The 17,442-nt window shown below is 56.7% G+C and carries 16 protein-coding genes; 3 read left to right on the forward strand and 13 right to left on the reverse strand.

The window, feature by feature from the left end:
- The first annotated feature begins 217 nt into the window (after nucleotides 1–217).
- Complete coding sequence (brnQ, locus tag aalo17_RS10460) at nucleotides 218–1,321, forward strand: branched-chain amino acid transport system II carrier protein (protein WP_158507788.1); 1,104 nt, start codon at nucleotides 218–220, stop codon at nucleotides 1,319–1,321.
- 547 nt (nucleotides 1,322–1,868) lie between these two features.
- Here brnQ and aalo17_RS10470 read toward each other — a convergent pair.
- The 5 genes from aalo17_RS10470 to aalo17_RS10490 form a co-directional block, all read right to left on the reverse strand.
- Complete coding sequence (locus aalo17_RS10470) at nucleotides 1,869–3,461, reverse strand: putative ABC transporter permease subunit (RefSeq protein ID WP_067559231.1); 1,593 nt, start codon at nucleotides 3,459–3,461, stop codon at nucleotides 1,869–1,871.
- A complete protein-coding gene (locus aalo17_RS10475; RefSeq protein WP_067559233.1) occupies nucleotides 3,454–4,173 on the reverse strand; it encodes an ABC transporter ATP-binding protein in 720 nt (239 codons plus the stop codon). The genes aalo17_RS10470 and aalo17_RS10475 overlap by 8 nt, the downstream gene beginning before the upstream one ends.
- A gap of 192 nt (nucleotides 4,174–4,365) precedes the next feature.
- The gene (locus tag aalo17_RS10480; RefSeq protein ID WP_067559236.1) at nucleotides 4,366–5,118 is read right to left on the reverse strand and encodes a hypothetical protein; all 753 of its coding nucleotides are present in this window, start codon (nucleotides 5,116–5,118) and stop codon (nucleotides 4,366–4,368) included.
- The gene (locus tag aalo17_RS10485; protein ID WP_067559239.1) at nucleotides 5,115–5,807 is read right to left on the reverse strand and encodes an ABC transporter ATP-binding protein; all 693 of its coding nucleotides are present in this window, start codon (nucleotides 5,805–5,807) and stop codon (nucleotides 5,115–5,117) included. Before aalo17_RS10485 ends, aalo17_RS10480 begins: the two co-directional genes overlap by 4 nt.
- On the reverse strand, nucleotides 5,804–6,163 hold the full coding sequence (locus aalo17_RS10490; RefSeq protein ID WP_067559241.1) for a GntR family transcriptional regulator: 360 nt from the start codon (nucleotides 6,161–6,163) through the stop codon (nucleotides 5,804–5,806). The genes aalo17_RS10485 and aalo17_RS10490 overlap by 4 nt, the downstream gene beginning before the upstream one ends.
- Before the next feature lie 136 nt (nucleotides 6,164–6,299).
- Here aalo17_RS10490 and nrdG point away from each other — a divergent pair, with 136 nt between their 5' ends.
- Both nrdG and aalo17_RS10500 read left to right on the forward strand, forming a co-directional pair.
- Complete coding sequence (nrdG, locus tag aalo17_RS10495) at nucleotides 6,300–6,821, forward strand: anaerobic ribonucleoside-triphosphate reductase activating protein (RefSeq protein ID WP_067559243.1); 522 nt, start codon at nucleotides 6,300–6,302, stop codon at nucleotides 6,819–6,821.
- 161 nt (nucleotides 6,822–6,982) lie between these two features.
- Nucleotides 6,983–7,705, forward strand: coding sequence for a hypothetical protein (locus tag aalo17_RS10500; RefSeq protein WP_067559247.1), 723 nt, complete (start codon nucleotides 6,983–6,985; stop codon nucleotides 7,703–7,705).
- Nucleotides 7,706–7,892: 187 nt separating this feature from the next.
- On the opposite strand, the gene aalo17_RS10505 is transcribed toward aalo17_RS10500, so the two are convergent.
- The 8 genes from aalo17_RS10505 to ltrA form a co-directional block, all read right to left on the reverse strand.
- On the reverse strand, nucleotides 7,893–8,267 hold the full coding sequence (locus aalo17_RS10505) for a RidA family protein (RefSeq protein ID WP_067560241.1): 375 nt from the start codon (nucleotides 8,265–8,267) through the stop codon (nucleotides 7,893–7,895).
- 61 nt (nucleotides 8,268–8,328) lie between these two features.
- A complete protein-coding gene (ilvA, locus tag aalo17_RS10510; protein WP_067559250.1) occupies nucleotides 8,329–9,525 on the reverse strand; it encodes a threonine ammonia-lyase in 1,197 nt (398 codons plus the stop codon).
- Nucleotides 9,519–10,715, reverse strand: a complete 1,197-nt coding sequence (locus aalo17_RS10515) for an ATP-binding protein (protein WP_067559253.1) — start codon at nucleotides 10,713–10,715, stop codon at nucleotides 9,519–9,521. The genes ilvA and aalo17_RS10515 overlap by 7 nt, the downstream gene beginning before the upstream one ends.
- Complete coding sequence (gene ilvD / locus aalo17_RS10520) at nucleotides 10,715–12,376, reverse strand: dihydroxy-acid dehydratase (protein ID WP_067560243.1); 1,662 nt, start codon at nucleotides 12,374–12,376, stop codon at nucleotides 10,715–10,717. Before ilvD ends, aalo17_RS10515 begins: the two co-directional genes overlap by 1 nt.
- Before the next feature lie 243 nt (nucleotides 12,377–12,619).
- Nucleotides 12,620–13,636 (reverse strand): ketol-acid reductoisomerase, encoded by a 1,017-nt coding sequence (gene ilvC, locus aalo17_RS10525; protein ID WP_067559258.1) that lies wholly within the window; start codon nucleotides 13,634–13,636, stop codon nucleotides 12,620–12,622.
- A 4-nt stretch (nucleotides 13,637–13,640) separates the two neighbouring features.
- Nucleotides 13,641–14,174, reverse strand: a complete 534-nt coding sequence (gene ilvN, locus aalo17_RS10530; RefSeq protein ID WP_236940474.1) for an acetolactate synthase small subunit — start codon at nucleotides 14,172–14,174, stop codon at nucleotides 13,641–13,643.
- Between the two features lie 2 nt (nucleotides 14,175–14,176).
- Nucleotides 14,177–15,847, reverse strand: a complete 1,671-nt coding sequence (ilvB, locus tag aalo17_RS10535) for a biosynthetic-type acetolactate synthase large subunit (RefSeq protein WP_067559260.1) — start codon at nucleotides 15,845–15,847, stop codon at nucleotides 14,177–14,179.
- A gap of 184 nt (nucleotides 15,848–16,031) precedes the next feature.
- Complete coding sequence (gene ltrA / locus aalo17_RS10540; protein WP_067553967.1) at nucleotides 16,032–17,381, reverse strand: group II intron reverse transcriptase/maturase; 1,350 nt, start codon at nucleotides 17,379–17,381, stop codon at nucleotides 16,032–16,034.
- Nucleotides 17,382–17,442: the final 61 nt, after the last annotated feature.

Raw genomic sequence — 17,442 nt, forward strand, 5'->3', positions numbered from 1 at the left:
GCGGGAGACCCTCGCGGCAGCCCTTTCAGCGAAATCTTCGCCGTAAACCGTTTCCGTGCGCTGTGCAGTGGAAGCCATGGTCCGGGGGTTTTGGGAGTGCCGATGGTGGAAGGAATGCTGATGGGGACTGTGACCTCCCGCCTGTCGATGGTGACAGAGCGCGTAGTGCAATCATCGGCAGGGACAGCCGGTTTGACAAAATGATAGGATGTATGGCATGAACAGACAGACGCTTTTTCTGGGTATCACCCTGTTTTCCATGTTCTTCGGAGCCGGAAACCTCATTTTCTCTCCTTATATGGCGGCACAGGCCGGGTCTCTGACACCCGCTGCGCTGCTGGGATTTGTAATCACTGCTGTGGTCCTGCCGGTGTCGGCGATCGTCATCATTGCCCCCTATGGCAGTGCCTCGCGCATGATCAGCCGCCTCTGGAAACCCCTGGGTCCGGTGTTCCTGACTCTCGTGTACCTGCTCATTGGTCCGTGCATCGCGATTCCACGGACCGCCGGGACCTCCCTGGAGATGTGGACCTGGCTTATCGGCTCAGGATGGATGCCCCGGATTCTGTATACTGTGGTCTTTTTTGCGCTGGCATCCCTGCTGGCCCTGCACCCCGGGAAACTCAAGGACATCCTTGGAAAGCTCCTGGGACCGGCGCTGCTGATCCTCATCCTGCTGCTCTGTGTCCCGGTTCTCCTCCACCCGGGGAACGTGGCACAGCCATCGGCAGAGTGGGCGGACCAGCCCTTTTTCACGGGACTGGAAGAAGGCTACCAGACGATGGACATCCTCGCGGCGTTCTGCTTCAGTGTGGTGATCCTGCTCAATATCCGCCAGGCGCATCTCAAGAACGTGAAACGGGCCCTGCTGTTCGCGGGCCTGACCGCCGGAGTGCTCCTGGCTGTGGTCTATACCCTGCTGGCGGTCTCCGCCATGAGCCGCAGCACCGTCCTCCAGCCACTGTCAAACGGTGCACAGATCCTCTCTGCCATGGCCCTGGAAACGTGGGGATCCGCGGGTCAGGTCCTTTGCGGTCTCATTTTCCTGCTTGCATGCTGCAACGTCTGTGCCGGGCTCCTGGCTTCCTGCAGCGAGTATTTCTGCGAACTGCTCCCGGCCATCCCCTACCGCCTTTGGCTGGCGCTGTTTGCGGCTGCCGGCGCTCTGCTGGCCGTTACGGGACTGGATTCCATCCTCTCCTGGTCCGGACAGCTGCTGTCCCTGATCTGTCCAGTGGCGATTCTGCTGCTTGTCACGGGGCTGTTTCGTCGCCCTGTCATGGGGCAGGATCCGAACGGGTCTGCGGTTTCTGAAAAATGACCCGATATGTGGCTCCGGTGTGCCGATGATGGCAGCCGGGGCTTTTTTGTCTTCTGCCGATGCAGGCAGCCAGGCGGGGCTCCATCCGGGCTGCGGCAGGCTATCCGTTCATCTGGATCACGGCTGTTTTGACGTCATTTTCTTCTGGTGTCCGGGGTGAATGGATGCCGGAGGACAGAGGCAGCTTGTGATACATCCGTCACTTTCGGGGTCAGTGATCTGTCACGTTTTTGTGAGGTGCAGCGGCATGGCCGGCAGTTACCGAAAGACTGCTGCCGGTGGCATGGTGCGTCTGGTCTGATCCGCAGCCAATATCGTTGTCACATTTCGTTCACCTGTGATTTCGTTGTTGACAGAATGTTGTTGCCGGGCTGCTTCCCGGATGGTAAGACTGGTATACGACGCAAAGGAGACCATGCCGGCACACATACCGGCAGCCATCTGAACCGGCCAGGGCCCCCTGCGATCCGGCTGTACCATTGGACTCAACGAAAAAAAGCGCAGCTGCTTCCGGACGGAAACAGACTGCGCGCAGACTGCAGAGACCTCAGATCTGGTTTTCCAGGAACCTGGCCACCACTGCCGGCCCTTTCAGGATCATCCAGAGATCAATGAGTGCGAAGATGCCAATCCAGGCTGCCGAATACCAGAAAATGTGTTCGGCCCATCCAAACAGGATCAGCGGGAGGACCGCCAGGAGAATGACGACCCAGGAGACAAACATTTCAATCATTGCCGTAAAGTTGTTCTTCACAGCCCCTGTGTCATCGTCCCAGATCAGGTGCGGATGCCAGCCATCTGTCAGCAGCCCCAGGCCATTGACAAATACATTGGTCACCAGGGACCCTGCACTCATGAGCAGGACATCCAGCAGATCCGCCTTCAGCAGCCACGCTCCCACGAGAATGAAGAGTTCGCAGCCTGCCGACGACCACAGAAAGCCCAGCAGCCCCCGGCTGAGGATCTGGGTGCGCATGGACACGGGAATCACCTTCATGCGCCACAGATTCTGTCCTTCCCTGGAAAAAGTGGTGGAGGTGATCATGCTCATGGACCCCACAAAGAGTCCCGTCATAATGCCAATGGCCGGCATCCAGGGCGTGAGATCCGGCAGGTCAATGTCTGCCAGCAGGGCAGGCACTCCCTGGATCAGGAATACGGCGGAGAAAATGATCACGATCAGGAAAGACGGCAGCAGGCAGTTCATGAACCAGGCAGGGGTCCGCAGCAGCATTCGGTTCTCCACCAGCAGGCAGGCCAGCCACGCCGGATGCTCCTTCTCGATTCCCCTGCTTCTGGCTTTCCGGGTCGTGCTGCCCATGTTCGTGACAGCCGGCAGAAACAGCTTCCGGGCCGTGAACATGAACAGTGCCAGGCCCAGCAGCGTCACACCCAGATAAAGGCACAGGTCAGAGATGCCCAGGGTCGTGACGGAACGGGCTGCCCAGGCAATCTGCGGGAAGACATAGTTGATCAGTGCCAGATCCTCCGGATTGCTCATCAGTTCTGCCATCATGTCCGGATTGGCCCCGAAGCTGGAACTCAGGGTGGAAATGCCCACCGCCACGATCAGTGTCAGGATCCCGAACACCAGATTGAAGCGGTCCTTGTTTCGAAGGGCAGGCACCACATACATGAGGACCATCATGACCAGTCCAAGGACAAACACCGGCAGCAGCGGCAGGGTCACCAGAACTAGCAGCGAGACCAGGATCTTCAGGATATCCGGATGCACCGTCCAGTACGCCGCAAAGATGGGGAGTGCCATGACGGTGCCCACCAGTACCTGGCTTGTGAGGATCATGCCGGTTTTTGCCAGGACGATGGAGTCTGCCGTGACAGGCAGCGGAAGCAGCAGGTCTGTGTCCCTGGAGAAATAGAAGACCGTGGGCACGACCATCAGGGCCATGACCGCTGTCAACGCACAGGGAATCAGCATGCCTGCTTCCATCATGAGTGTATCCAGCATTCCCTGACGGAAGGCATCCAGGAAGGACATATACAGCATGCCCAGGGTCGGGACAAAGCACAGGGCCAGTACGACCATGAGCACCACGCCGCGCCTGCCCTTCTTCGTCTTCAGGTCCAGCGTCATGCTGTTTTTGAACAGCACCTTGAACAGCAGCCAGGCTTCAGACACGACCGGTGACCTCCAGGAAGATTTCCTCCAGTGTTTTGTCCGCATACTGTTCCTGCAGCTGCTCGAGGGTGCCGTCATACTTCAGTTTTCCCTGGTTGATGAGCAGGATGCGGTCGCAGAGCTTTTCCGCCACTTCCAGCACGTGTGTGGAGAAGAATACCGTTTTGCCCCTGGAGGCGTGTTCCTTCATTTTCTGCTTGAGGATCCAGGCGGCCCCGGGGTCCAGGCCCGTCATGGGCTCATCCAGGATCCAGATATCCGGGTCGGACATCAATGCCCCGATGATGATGGCTTTCTGCCGCATGCCATGGGAGTAATCCGACATCCGGGTATCCAGCGCGTCTGTCATTTCGAATTCAGCCGCCAGTTTTTCCAGACGCTCCCTGCGTTCTTCGAGACTGACCTTATAGACATCCGCCATAAAGTCTGCATATTCCCGTCCGGTCAGCCGAAGCAGCAGGTCGGGAGAATCAGGCACGAATCCGAAGGTGCGCTTCGCCTCCAGCGGCTGTGTCTGGATGTTCTTTCCATCCAGCGTGACAGACCCCGCATCGGGCTTGAGCACCCCGGTGATCATGCGGATGAGGGTGGTTTTGCCCGCTCCGTTGGGTCCGATGAACCCCGTGATTTTGCCCGACTCCACATGGGCAGTAAAATCCGACACAGCGGTTTTGTCACCGTAGGTCTTTGTAGCATTCTGAATATCGATCATGGCTCACAATCAATCCTTTCCGTCGGGATTCACCAGGAATCCGGTATCAGTATGTCACATTTGTGACAAAAAGTGTCTTAAGATTTCATTGAATTCTGATTTTTCTGTATTTTTTGATATATCCGTCTTTTTCTGCATCTTCCAGGCCTGCATCCGGAAACAGTCCATGGCTGCCTCCCTGCTTTCCAATATCTATTCCAGGTCAAATCCACGGCTGTAGACAAAGCCGCCGAGCAGGATCAGCAGCAGGTCCATCATGCCATAGCCGGCCACCAGGGTCTTCATCATGGTCATAAACACCGAAAGCTCCATGGTATCCTGGGATACCATGCCGTCCGGTCCCGCCACCATCAGTGCCAGCAGCACCTGGATCACGATGACCGTCACATACAGCAGCACGCCCCATAGTACGGACATCCCCAGTCTCGACCCGTGACGCTTCAGACCCAGAGCCATGCCTGTCATGCCGCAGATCCAGTCCAGGATCATCTGGAATTCCGCCGCCAGAATCATCACCCAGATCAGCATGTGACCAATCTCGGGATTCTGTCCGATCAGGGCCTGGATGTTGTCCATGATGACCTGCGGCGCGAGAATGCGGATCGAAAGAATCGCGGTGGCAACAGACAGGGTGATGAAGAGCAGGCCACACAGGATGAAGGACATCCAGATGCGGCTGTCTGCGACCGGCAGACTGTGCATCACATATGATTCGGGCTTGAAGTTGTTTCGGTAAAAGCTCAGCCAGCTGGCGAGGACAGTGACAATCACCGCCGCTGCCACAACCAGAACTGTCACAAACGAAGCGTATCCGCCGAGTGTCATCATGACACCGGAACCGGAATTCAGCAGCAGCCGGCTGCAGCCGGCCAGTATAAGGCTGGCCGCGTACAGCGGCAGCAGTGGTCTGGCCAGTTTTGCCAGCTCATACTTCAGAAGTTTCATGCACGCATCCTCCTCTTGAATGCCTCGGAAATGCTGGTGCCTGTCCGCTGCCGGAGTTCGTCCGCATCTTCTTCCAGGATCACCTGTCCCTGGTCAATGAACGCCACCCTGTCCAGGATCCGTTCCACGTCAGACACCAGATGAGTGGACAGAATCATGGTGCTTCCCGGACGGTATCCCGTCAGAATCGTGTCCAGGATTTCCTCCCTGGTGACGGGATCCACCCCGGCCATCGGTTCATCCAGCAGATACAGGTCGGCATCCCGCGCCATGACCAACACCAGCTGCAGTTTTTCCCGCATGCCCTTGGACATTTCCCGAAGCCGCATACCCGGAACCAGGTTCAGCTGCTTCAGCATCTCATCGGCTCTGCTGCGATTGAAATCCAGAAAGAAATCCTGCCAGAAGTTCAGAGTGTGCCGGACTGACCAGGACAGGTCCAGTCCGGAGAGTTCCGGCAGCCAGGAAACCCTGGCCTTTGTGGCAGTGCCGGGTATCTGTCCATCCAGGATGACTGTCCCGGAATCGGGACGGATGACGCCTGCCAGGGTTTTGATCAGCGTGGATTTCCCCTGTCCGTTTTTGCCCAGGAGCCCGAGGATCTGCCCCTCGGGGACCGTGAGCGTGAGTCCATCCATGGCCTGCACTGTTTTATAGGTCTTGACCAGGTCTCTGCATTCGATTTTCATATACTGATGCCTTTCTTGCGCAGCAGGGCTGCGATGTCTTCCTTCGTATATCCCAGCTGTTTCATCTGGCTGAGATAGCGGTCCGTCACTTCCCGGGCTTCATCCCGGGCTCTTTCTGTCAGAAGTCTGGAGTCGGCCGCAACATATTTGCCGGCTCCGCGCCGCGTGGTGATCAGGCCTTCTCTCTCCAGCTGCGCCAGAGCCTTCACCATGGTGTTGGGATTGACCTGCAGTTCCAGAGCCCATTCCCGCACAGAGGGGAGCTTTTCCCCTTCTCCCCATGTACCGGCGATGATGCCCTGGCGGATATGCTCCACGATCTGCAGCCAGATCGGGCGCTGATTGTCAAACTCCATCCCCTGCCTCCTCTCTACTGTACTACTACACTAGTACAGTAGAACATTGCTGTCAATCCTCTTTTGAGTGCGGGTGACCTGCCGGGATTGTACAGATGATGTCCGCGGATTGTCGCCTGTCTGTTATGATGGGGGCATGAATTACGGAGAAATCAAAACCTATGACATCGCCAATGGCGAAGGTGTCCGGGTAACGCTGTTTGTATCCGGGTGCCGCAACCACTGTTTCAACTGCTTCCAGCCCCAGACCTGGGATTTTGGCTACGGACAGCCCTTTGACCAGGCTGCCAGGGACCAGATCTTCCAGGCACTGGATCATGCCTACATCCAGGGACTCACCCTTCTTGGCGGTGATCCCTTTGAGCCGGAAAACCAGGCAGATCTCGTGCCGTTTCTGGAAGAAGTGAAAGCGCGGTATCCGGACAAGGACATCTGGGCCTTTACCGGCTACATTCTGGACCAGGACCTGCTGGATGGCGGCCGGCGGCATGGGCCCTGGACCGACCGCTTCCTGTCCCTGCTGGATATCCTGGTGGATGGACCCTTTGTGCAGAATTTATATGACATTTCCCTGAAATTCCGGGGCAGCTCCAACCAGAGGATCATTGACATGAAACAGTCCCTGGCCAGCCAGGATGTGATCCTGTACATGGAATGAAGCCTGAATGGCTGTTCCTGGAGACCCGTCTGGTCCCGATCTGTTTTTCAGCGCCCTATCCGCCGGGCGGGCCGGTTCGACAAATCTTGAAGAAATGTGAACAGGGACTATGCTAGAATGAGTTTCAGAAAGCATTTTCAGAAAATGGAGGACTATTGGGGATGGACAACAGAAGAGAAACGTTTGTGGACAAAGTGGACAGTCAGCTGAAGGGACTTTCAGAGCAGTCTCTGCATGTGTTTGCCATCATCCTGCGGGTCGCAGGCGTGGCGCTGTTCCTGGAAAGCTGCAGTGAGGGGCCCTTCATACTGAGTCTGATTTTCCTGATCCTGACCATGTCTCTGGCCGACTACCTGGACAAGCTCCGGAAAAGACGGCGCAAGACTGCAAAAATGAAGGACTACATCGATGTGGAAGCCACGCCGCATGTAGAGCCAAAGCCGAAAATCCCGACACCACCCGCCATTCACCCGGCGTATACCCGGACCCTCGCGGAACTGGAGCGCTCCGCTTCCCAGCTGGAACGGCAGTTCACACAGCTGGATGCTTTCCTGGACGACTTCTTCCAGGACAGCAGCATCTCCAAGGACAAGTACCTGTCTCAGATCGATGCAGCCCGGAAGGCCTGCCGGAAAAACCTGGAGAAAGCCACCAATGCCGTGAATCTGTTCGGTGATTCCAATCCGCCTTCCCCGACACGCCAGGAAGTGCTGGACGGTTACGTGGAAAGTTCCCGGCGGACTGTCTCGGACGTGAACGCCATCATTGATGAACTGCTCCGGGTGGATCAGTCCAATACCAAGCTCACCTACGAGTTCCTGGACGAAAACCTCGGACAGCTGAAAAATGTCACCAGTCACTACGACAAGGCCCGGACCCGATAAGCAGGAACACCACCTGCTTTTTTGCTGTCTGGAACCCAGTCTGCAGACTCCCCGTTGCCCCAAATGAAAAAGGACCTCTGATTCCTGTCCGACATGCCTGCCACAGGAAATCAAAGGTCCTTTCTGTTTTCAGATCACGGCATAAACGGGTTGTCCGAATGGTCTGAACATCCCCTGATGCACAGACTCAGTCCAGGTCCGCGATCAGTTCCACTTCCACCTTCACGCCTTTGGGCAGATCTTTGACTGCCACACAGCTGCGCGCCGGCTTGTCTGTGATGAACTCGCCGTATACCTCGTTGAACGCCGCAAAATCATTGATATCCGCCAGAAAACAGGTGGATTTGATCACCTTCGTGAAATCCGTCCCGGCTGCTTCCAGCACAGCCTGCAGGTTTTTCATGACCTGTTTCGTCTGGCAGCGGATGCAGCCTTCTTTGATTTTGCCGGTTTCCGGAATGATAGGGATCTGTCCGCTGGTGTACAGCACCCCGTGACAGGCCACCGCCTGGGAGTAGGGACCGATCGCTGCCGGTGCCTGGTCTGTATGAATCTTTTCCATGATATCTTCCTTTCCGGATCTGCTTTGCTTCCCGATCCGTGATGTTCTGCCGGTGCTTTTCTCAGTCCAGCACCCGGAAACCGGCATCCGCGAGTCCCTGCCGGACTTCCCGGATGTGGGCCCGGTCACGGGTTTCCACGCTGATCCGCAGCACACAGGCTGTGATGCTGGAGCCCTCGCTGGCCTTTTCATAGGCAACCGTCTGCACATTGGCCCCGAGCTCGCCAAGGATTCCGGATACAGCCGACAGCTGCCCGGGCTTGTCCTCCAGCTCAATGGCCAGCACATCGCTTCGGCCGCTGGTCATGAGACCCCGTTCGATGATCTTCGAGAGAATCGTCACATCGATGTTTCCCCCGGAAACCACGCACACGATTTTCTTCAAGTCCTGCGGCAGCTTGTCAAACATCACCGCCGCCACGGACACTGCCCCGGCTCCTTCCGCGATCAGCTTCTGCTGCTCGATCAGCGCCAGAATCGCCGCGGCGATTTCATCGTCGTTGACCGTCACAATGCCATCCAGATAGTCCCGGCACAGGGCGAAGGTGTTGTCTCCCGGCTCCTTGACCTTGATGCCGTCTGCCACAGTGGTCACTTCCTCCAGACAGACGACCCGTTCTTCCTCCAGGCTGGCCGCCATGCTCGCGGCCCCCTCTGCCTGCACGCCATAGACTTTGATGTCCGGACGCAGCGACTTCACTGCAAAGGCGATGCCGGACGCCAGGCCGCCACCGCCAATGGGCACAACCACTGCATCCGCGTCCTGGATCTGGTCCAGAATCTCCAGGCCAATGGTTCCCTGCCCGGCAATCACGAGTTCATCGTTGAAGGGATGCACGAATGTGTATCCTTCCTCCTGTGCCAGGCGCAGCGCTTCCTCGTAGGCATCATCATAGACCCCGGGCACCAGCTTCACCGTGGCGCCATAGGCCTTGGTGGCTTCGACTTTGGAAATGGGAGCCCCGTCCGGCAGGCAGATGATGGAGGGAATGCCGTTGGCTGTGGCAGCCAGCGCAACCCCCTGTGCATGATTGCCCGCGCTACAGGCCACCACCCCATGCTTTCGTTCCTCGTCCGTCAGCTGGGAGATCTTGTAATAGGCACCCCGCAGCTTGAAGGACCCGGTGTTCTGAAGGTTCTCGGTTTTCAGGAACACCTCCCGTCCCGGCGCGATCTTCGGTGCCAGGATCAGGTCCGTCTGACGGGCCACATCCCGCAGCACATACCGTGCATGATAGACTTTGTCCAGTGTCAGCATTCCGTTTCTCCTCCCTTGTCCTTTGCAGCGAGCTGATCCACCAGCTGCCTGGCAGCCCGGGCACTGCGGCCGGCTTTTCGCAGGGCGAACTGTTCTGCCAGCTTGACCAGGTCCTTTTCCCGGATCCCCTCCCGCTTTGCGAGAGAATCCACGATCTGCAGATACAGCGCCTTGTCCGGTTTTTCGAAGTATACCCGCAGCCCGAACCGTTCGGAGAGAGACACCGTTTCCTGCATCGTATCCTGCCGGTGGATTTCGTCGCCCTCCCGCGCCTGGAAGGTTTCCTTGACAATGTGCCGGCGATTGCTCGTGGCGTAAATCACCGTATTGCGGCTTCTCGTGCTGGCACTGCCCTCCAGGACAGCTTTCAGTGCGGCAAAGTCATCATCGTTTTCGCGGAAACTCAGGTCGTCTATGAACAGAATGAACTTCAGCGGCTGCCCCGCCAGTTCATCCAGCAGACCCGGCAGCAGGTGCAGACTGCTTTTGTTCAGCTCGATCAGCCGGATTCCTTCATCCCGCAGCTCGTTGGCCACGGCCTTCACCGTCGCCGATTTGCCGGTCCCGGCATCACCATACAGCAGGATATTGGCAGCCTTTGCACCATTGGCCAGGGCCTGTGTGTTGTCCAGCACTTCCTGCTGCTGGCGCTTGTAGCCCACCAGATCTGACAGCTTCACCGGATCGGGGTTTGTCACAGGCAGCAGCCGGTACCCGGCATCCGTTCTGTCATCCGCCTCCAGCCGGAACATGTGCCATTTTGCAAAGGCCCCGAACCCATGGCGGCTGACGGAAGACACACGCTCCAGCCACAGGGGGTACAGACTGCACTCGTCTTCCACGGTATACCCGGCTTTGTAGCCATAGATGTCAAAAAAACCCGGAGAGAGCAGCGCCATTTCCGACAGAGCATAGAGCTCCGTCTTGGCAGCCGAGAGCATCACCGCCGGAATCATCTTCTGGCGGCTTGCCAGTTTCACACAGCCGGTTTCCAGCGAGAGGACCTGTTCCCGGAAATACCGGGTCCAGTTTGTGTTTCCCGTTTCATAGAGCTCATGCACAAACAGTGCATAGCTCTCCGGTGTGGGGTCCTTCAGCAGTTCATAAAATGCATGGATCACCGGATCCTCTTCAAGTCCCCGGAACAGGGCGAAGCACCGGGTCCAGCCGTAATAGTCCCGCGGCGTCATCAGCGGTTGATCACGGCGCCTTTGTCCGCGCTGGATACCATGGATGCATACCGCTTCAGGTAGCCCTTCACGTTTTCTTTCTTTTTGATGGGCATTTCCTGCTTCCGCTGTTCGATCTCGGCTTCAGGCACCAGCAGTTCGATGGTGTGGTTCGGGATGTCGATTGCGATCCGGTCCCCGTCCTTCACATAGGCAATCAGTCCTCCGTGCACGGCTTCCGGCGATACATGGCCAATGGATGCCCCGCGGGTGGCGCCGGAGAAGCGGCCGTCTGTGATCAGTGCCACTTCCTTGTCCAGTCCCATGCCGGCAATGGCAGAGGTCGGAGACAGCATTTCCCGCATGCCCGGGCCGCCTGCAGGCCCTTCATAGCGGATCACGATCACATCGCCGGCTTCGATTTTGCCTCCGAAAATGCCGGCAATGGCCTCTTCCTCGCTGTCAAACACCTTGGCGGGTCCTTCATGCACCAGCATTTCCGGCGCCACGGCACTCTGCTTCACCACGCAGCCATCCGGCGCCAGATTGCCCCGGAGCACCGCAATGCCCCCGGTTTTTGAATAGGCGTTCTCCGGCTTGCGGATGACCTCCGGATTCAGGTTTTCGTGCCCCTGCAGGTTTTCCTTCATGGTTTTTCCGGTGACTGTCATCACACTGGTATCCAGCAGACCCAGCTGATCGAGCTCGTTGAGCACCGCATACACCCCGCCTGCCGCGTTCAGGTCTTCCATATAGGTGGGACCGGCCGGGGCCAGGTGACACAGGTTCGGGGTCACGGCCGAAATCTCATTCGCCAGATCCAGGTTGATGTCCACGCCGCATTCATGAGCGATCGCCGGCAGGTGCAGCATGGAGTTCGTGCTGCATCCCAGTGCCATGTCCGCCGTCAGGGCGTTGCGGAACGCAGCTTCCGTCATGATATCCAGCGGACGGATGTCCTTTTCAATCAGATCCATGATCTGCATGCCTGCATGTTTGGCCAGCTCGATCCTGGAAGAGTACACCGCGGGGATCGTGCCGTTGCCCGCCAGGCCCATGCCCAGCACTTCCGTCAGACAGTTGTGGGAGTTCGCAGTATACATCCCGGAGCAGGAACCACAGGACGGGCAGGTGTTCAGCTCATATTCCTTCAGCTTTGTCTCGTCGATCTTGCCGGCTTTGTATTTGCCCACGGCTTCGAACATGCTGGACAGGGAGGTCTTGTGGCCGTCAATGCGTCCCGCTAACATCGGCCCCCCGGAGACAAAGATTGTCGGCAGGTTCAGACGTGCTGCAGCCATGAGCAGACCGGGGACATTTTTATCGCAGTTGGGCACCATGACCAGGGCATCAAAGGCATGGGCCAGGGCCATGGCTTCCGTGCTGTCGGCAATCAGGTCCCGGGTCACCAGGGAATACTTCATGCCCTCATGTCCCATGGCAATGCCGTCACAGACCGCAATGGCCGGGAACACCACCGGAGTGCCGCCTGCCATCGCGACGCCCATTTTCACCGCATCGGTGATTTTGTCCAGGTTCATGTGCCCCGGCACGATTTCATTCCAGGAAGACACGATGCCCACCAGGGGCCGCCGCATTTCCTCTTCCGTCATGCCCAGGGCATGCAGAAGGCTGCGCTGGGGTGCCTTCTCCTGCCCGGTTTTCATATTGTCACTTTTCATATCGCTTACCATCGTCACTTTCTGTCAGCCAGGGTCAGAGCTGTTCCCTGCCGGAACCGGCTCTGTCTGGTTCTGTATATGGCAATAAGGACAGTGAAGCACTGTCCTTATTGCGGTTGATTCATCCCGGCGTCCTCTCCTGATTACAGGGTCCGTATCAGAGCTTTTGAAATCGGGTCAGAATGCCCGGATCTGCGGTCCTGGGAGAGCGCAAACCCCGTTTGCGTTCCGGGGAATGTCAGATCAGTTGTTGATCAGTTTGTCTTCGTCGCTCCAGCTGTACAGCGCACGCACTTCTTCGCCGACTTTCTCCGACGGGTGCTCCGCAGCCAGCTTGCGCAGGGCACGGAAGTGTGCCTGGTTGCCCGCATCGGACATTTCCACCAGGAAGTCCTTCGCAAAGGTGCCGTCCTGGATGTCCTTCAGGATCTTCCTCATGGACTTCTTCGTCTCATCGGTGATGATCTTCTCACCGGTGATGTAGTCTCCGTACTCTGCTGTGTTGGAAATGGAGTAGCGCATGCCCGCAAAGCCCGACTGATAGATCAGGTCCACGATCAGCTTCATTTCGTGGATGCACTCGAAGTAGGCGTTGATGGGGTCATAGCCGGCTTCGCACAGTGTCTCGAATCCTGCCTGCATCAGCGCAACCACACCGCCGCACAGGACTGCCTGTTCGCCGAACAGGTCGGTTTCGGTTTCTGTCCGGAATGTGGTTTCCAGCACACCTGCACGGCTGCCGCCGATACCGGCTGCATAGGCCAGACCCAGGTCCAGGGCATCGCCTGTGGCGTCGTTTTCCACGGCAATCAGGCAGGGAACACCTTTTTCCGCTTCATATTCGGAACGCACCGTGTGGCCAGGGCCCTTGGGCGCGATCATGATCACATTGACATCCTTCGGAGGCTGGATCAGACCGAAGTGGATGTTGAAGCCGTGGGCAAACGCCAGTGTCTTGCCGGCTGTCAGGTTCGGCTTGATTTCAGATTCATAGACTGCTTTCTGCTTTTCATCGGGAATCAGCACCATGATGACATCTGCCGCTTTTGTGGCATCCGCAACGCTCATGACTTCCAGACCCTGTTCACGGGCCTTGTCGGCGGACTTCGATCCTTCATACAGACCGACAACCACGTCCACACCGGAGTCCTTCAGGTTCAGGGCATGAGCATGACCCTGGGAGCCATAGCCAATGATGGCGACTTTCTTTCCGTTCAGCTTGTTCAGGTCACAGTCCTGCTGGTAATAGATTTTTGACATGTCTTTACTCTCCTTCTTTGCTGTCTTCTGTATTTTCACGCCTCAGATAGTGACAGCCGCGTTCCAGCGCCACCACCCCCGTCCGGCACATTTCAAGAATGCCGTATGGCTTCACGATTTCAATGAATGCATCAATTTTCGAGGTTTCCCCGGTGATTTCCACACACAGTGTGTTGGGGGAAAGATCAATGATTTTCGAGCGGTAGATATCCACTGCCGACAGGATATCGGAGCGGGTTGCCGGCGAGTTTTTCAGTTTGATCAGTGCCAGCTCCCGCTTCACGGATGCATCCCGTTCCATGATTTTGATTTCCTTCACGTTGTACAGCTTGGCCAGCTGTTTCACGATCTGCCGGCGGGTGGTTTCGTCTCCCTCCGCACTGATGGTCATGCGGGAGAAACACGGGTCTTCTGTTTCCCCGACGGTCAGGGAATGAATGTTGAATCCCCGGCGGGTGAACATCCCCGAAATTCTGGACAGGGCGCCGGATTCGTTTTCCACCAGGATCGCAATTTCAAAGTGTTCCATCTGCTCCATGCTTAGACCTCCGTGATGATGTCGTCAAAGGAGCCCCCGGGGGGCAGCATCGGAAGAACGAATGCATCCGGATCAATGGCCACATCCACCACCACCGGTCCTGTGTGGGCAAATGCTTCGGCCATGACCGGTCCCAGTTCCTGCCGGTTCATGATTCTCAGTCCTCTGGCACCGAAGGCTTCAGCCAGCTTCACGAAATCCGTCTGCCGGTTCAGGGTGGTCTGGGAATAGTGTTTGTCGAAGAACAGATTCTGCCACTGCCTGACCATGCCCAGCACATTGTTGTTCATGATCACGATCACCAGCGGGGTGTTCTGACTTACGGCGGTGGCCAGTTCATTCAGGTTCATGCCGAAGGAACCGTCACCGGTAAAGAGCACCGTTTTCTTTCCTGTGGCCTGGGCAGCTCCGATGGCGGCGCCCATGCCGAATCCCATGGTTCCCAGACCGCCGGAGGTGATAAAGGTCCGGCGCTTGTGGAAGGGATAGTACTGGGCTGTCCACATCTGGTGCTGTCCCACATCCGTGACCACCGGGGTGTCGGCCTCCGTATGACGGGCGACTTCCCAGATCAGGGAATGGGGTGTGAGCTCCTTTGGATCCAGCGTGGCTTCCAGCTGTTCCTCGCCAATCACCCGCAGGGCATCCAGGCGGGCGTTCCACGCGGGATGACGGGCTGGCTTAACTGCTTCGATGAGCGCTGTCAGGGCCTCCTTCAGGTCCCCGCCAATCCCCAGATCGGAGGATATGTTCTTGTCGATTTCCGCCCGGTCGATGTCCATGTGAATGATGCGGGCGCCTTTTGCATATTTGCTGACATCGCCGGTGGCACGGTCCGAGAACCGGGCTCCGATGGCAATGATGAGATCCGCTTCATCCTGTCCCACGGAGGCCGGATAATGTCCGTGCATGCCCACCATGCCCAGGAACCGTTCGTTGTCGTTGTCGATGGCAGACAGGCCCATCAGCGTGGAACCGATGGGTGCATCGATTTTTTCCGCCAGTGCCAGGACTTCCTCCGAGGCATCTGCGGTGATGACACCGCCGCCTATATAAATATAAGGAGAGACGGCTTCGGCAATCATGTCCGCCGCTGCCTGGATTTTTCTGAGCTTGACCGGTCGCTGTGCTTCCTTTTCCACCACCGGTACCGGTTCATATTCCTGCATCTGGACCTGCACATCCTTGGGGATGTCCACCAGCACCGGACCGGGCCTTCCGGATTTTGCGATCCGGAAGGCTTTCCGGATGGTGTCCGCCAGCTCTGTATAGTCCTTGACGAAAAAATTGTGTTTGGTGACCGGCAGCGTTACACCGGTGATGTCCACTTCCTGGAAACTGTCCCGGCCGATCAGAGCATTGGGCACGTTCCCGGTGATGGCCACCAGCGGCGTGGAATCCAGGTACGCCGTGGCGATGCCGGTTACAAGGTTTGTCGCACCGGGGCCGGAAGTGGCAATGACCACGCCCACATCCCCCGTGGCTCTGGCATAGCCGTCCGCGGCATGACAGGCACCCTGTTCGTGGGCTGTCAGCACGTGATGGATGCGGTCTTCCCGCTTGTACAGGGCATCATACAGATTGATGACCTGTCCGCCCGGGTATCCAAACACAGTCTTTGTTCCCTGCTCAATCAGAGTTTCAATTACAATATCCGCACCACTAAGCAGCATTCATATCCCTTCCTTTCCCTTCAGACAATGTATGTTCATTCTACACCAAATGAAAGGAATGACCAAACCCGTTTTCAGAAAGTTTCACCCAATGTTTCAGGCGTCTTTCTTGATTGCCACAGCCCGCCGGTTCATCCCTTTGCTGCCGGATCGAAGACAATCGAGTAGGTGTCATCTGACCCTCTCACACCACCCAGCGTGCCGTTCGGCACTGGGCGGTTCGTACAAATGTTTTCATGAACCTTACTGCCACCGTATCGAAGTATTCCTCCATGGATAGAAGGCCTTTCTTTTTCAGGTGTATATTTCTGATATACTTGTTCAGGAATGTGATTGCACAACGGACATATCCCTGTCGTGCACACGCATATGAGTGAGCCTTGTCTCTGGGACATCCCAGTTTGATGAGGCTCTCTTCTTTTTTCCTGATGCTTTTCCACTGCTTCCAGATGATGGCCCTGATTCTTCTCCGGAGCTTGCTGTCCAGTTTGCGCACCGTTTCTTTATACAGCCATGCACACCTGAAATAATTGCTCCATCCCCTGATGACCTGATTGATTTTTTCAATCCTCTCCTCAAGAGATACGCTCCAGTTCCGTTTTGTCAGCTTCATTATCTTCTGCTCGAACTCATGAATGGACTTCTCATGCGGTATCGCCTTCCATTCCCTTTTGTTCCTTTTGAAGCCAAACCCCAGATATTTCACTTCATCCGGTCTGGCCACTTTCGATTTTGAAGCATTCACTTCCAGCTTCAGCTTCTTTTCAAGATAGTTGCTGAATGACTTCATCACTCTGTTGGCGGCGGCTTCCGATTTCACATAGATGAGCATATCGTCTGCGTATCTCGTGAATCTCAGCCCTCTGCTTTCCAGTTCCTTGTCTGCCTGGTCCAGATAGATGTTGGCCAGTACCGGCGAAAGCGGCCCTCCCTGCGGGATGCCTCTTTCTGTCCTGACAAGCCTTCCGTCTATCATGACTCCCGCTCTGACGAACTTCCTTGTCAGCGACGTGACGTCCCTGTTATGGAACAGGTTGTCTATCAGTCGTATCAGTCTGTCCTGGTCCACCGTGTCGAAGAATTTCCTCAGGTCGATGTCGACGATCCAGTCATACCCGTCGTTCATGAACTCAAGGCCTTTCAGTATCGCCTGTTCACATCTCCTGTTCTTCCTGAACCCGTATGAGCTGTTGCTCATCTCGAAGTCCTTCCTGTAATCCAGATAGTTTGCCAGACAGGCCTGTATGACTCTATCTCTGGCAGCCGGGACATTGAGCCCCCGCAGGCTCCCATCCGGTTTCGGGATATCGGTCCTTTTGGCTGGCAGTGGTTTATAACTGCGGCCCAGTATCTGTTCCCGCAGTCGCTCCCAATACTCTCCGGGGCAGGCAGGAAGTTCTCTGGCTTTGACTCCATCTACCCCTGCAGCTCCATTGTTTCGCCGTACCTGTCTGCACGCATTGGTCAGGTTCTCCATGGAGAAGATTTCCTGTGTGCTCAGGTCTTCCGGCTGTATCAGTCTGGTCTGGTTCATGGCTGCTCCTTTCTTTCACGTGTTCCTGCACTGCCCTTCCTTACTCATCTTCAGGGGCTCT

Source organism: Faecalibaculum rodentium, from assembly GCF_001564455.1.
GTDB lineage: Bacteria > Bacillota_I > Bacilli_A > Erysipelotrichales > Erysipelotrichaceae > Faecalibaculum > Faecalibaculum rodentium.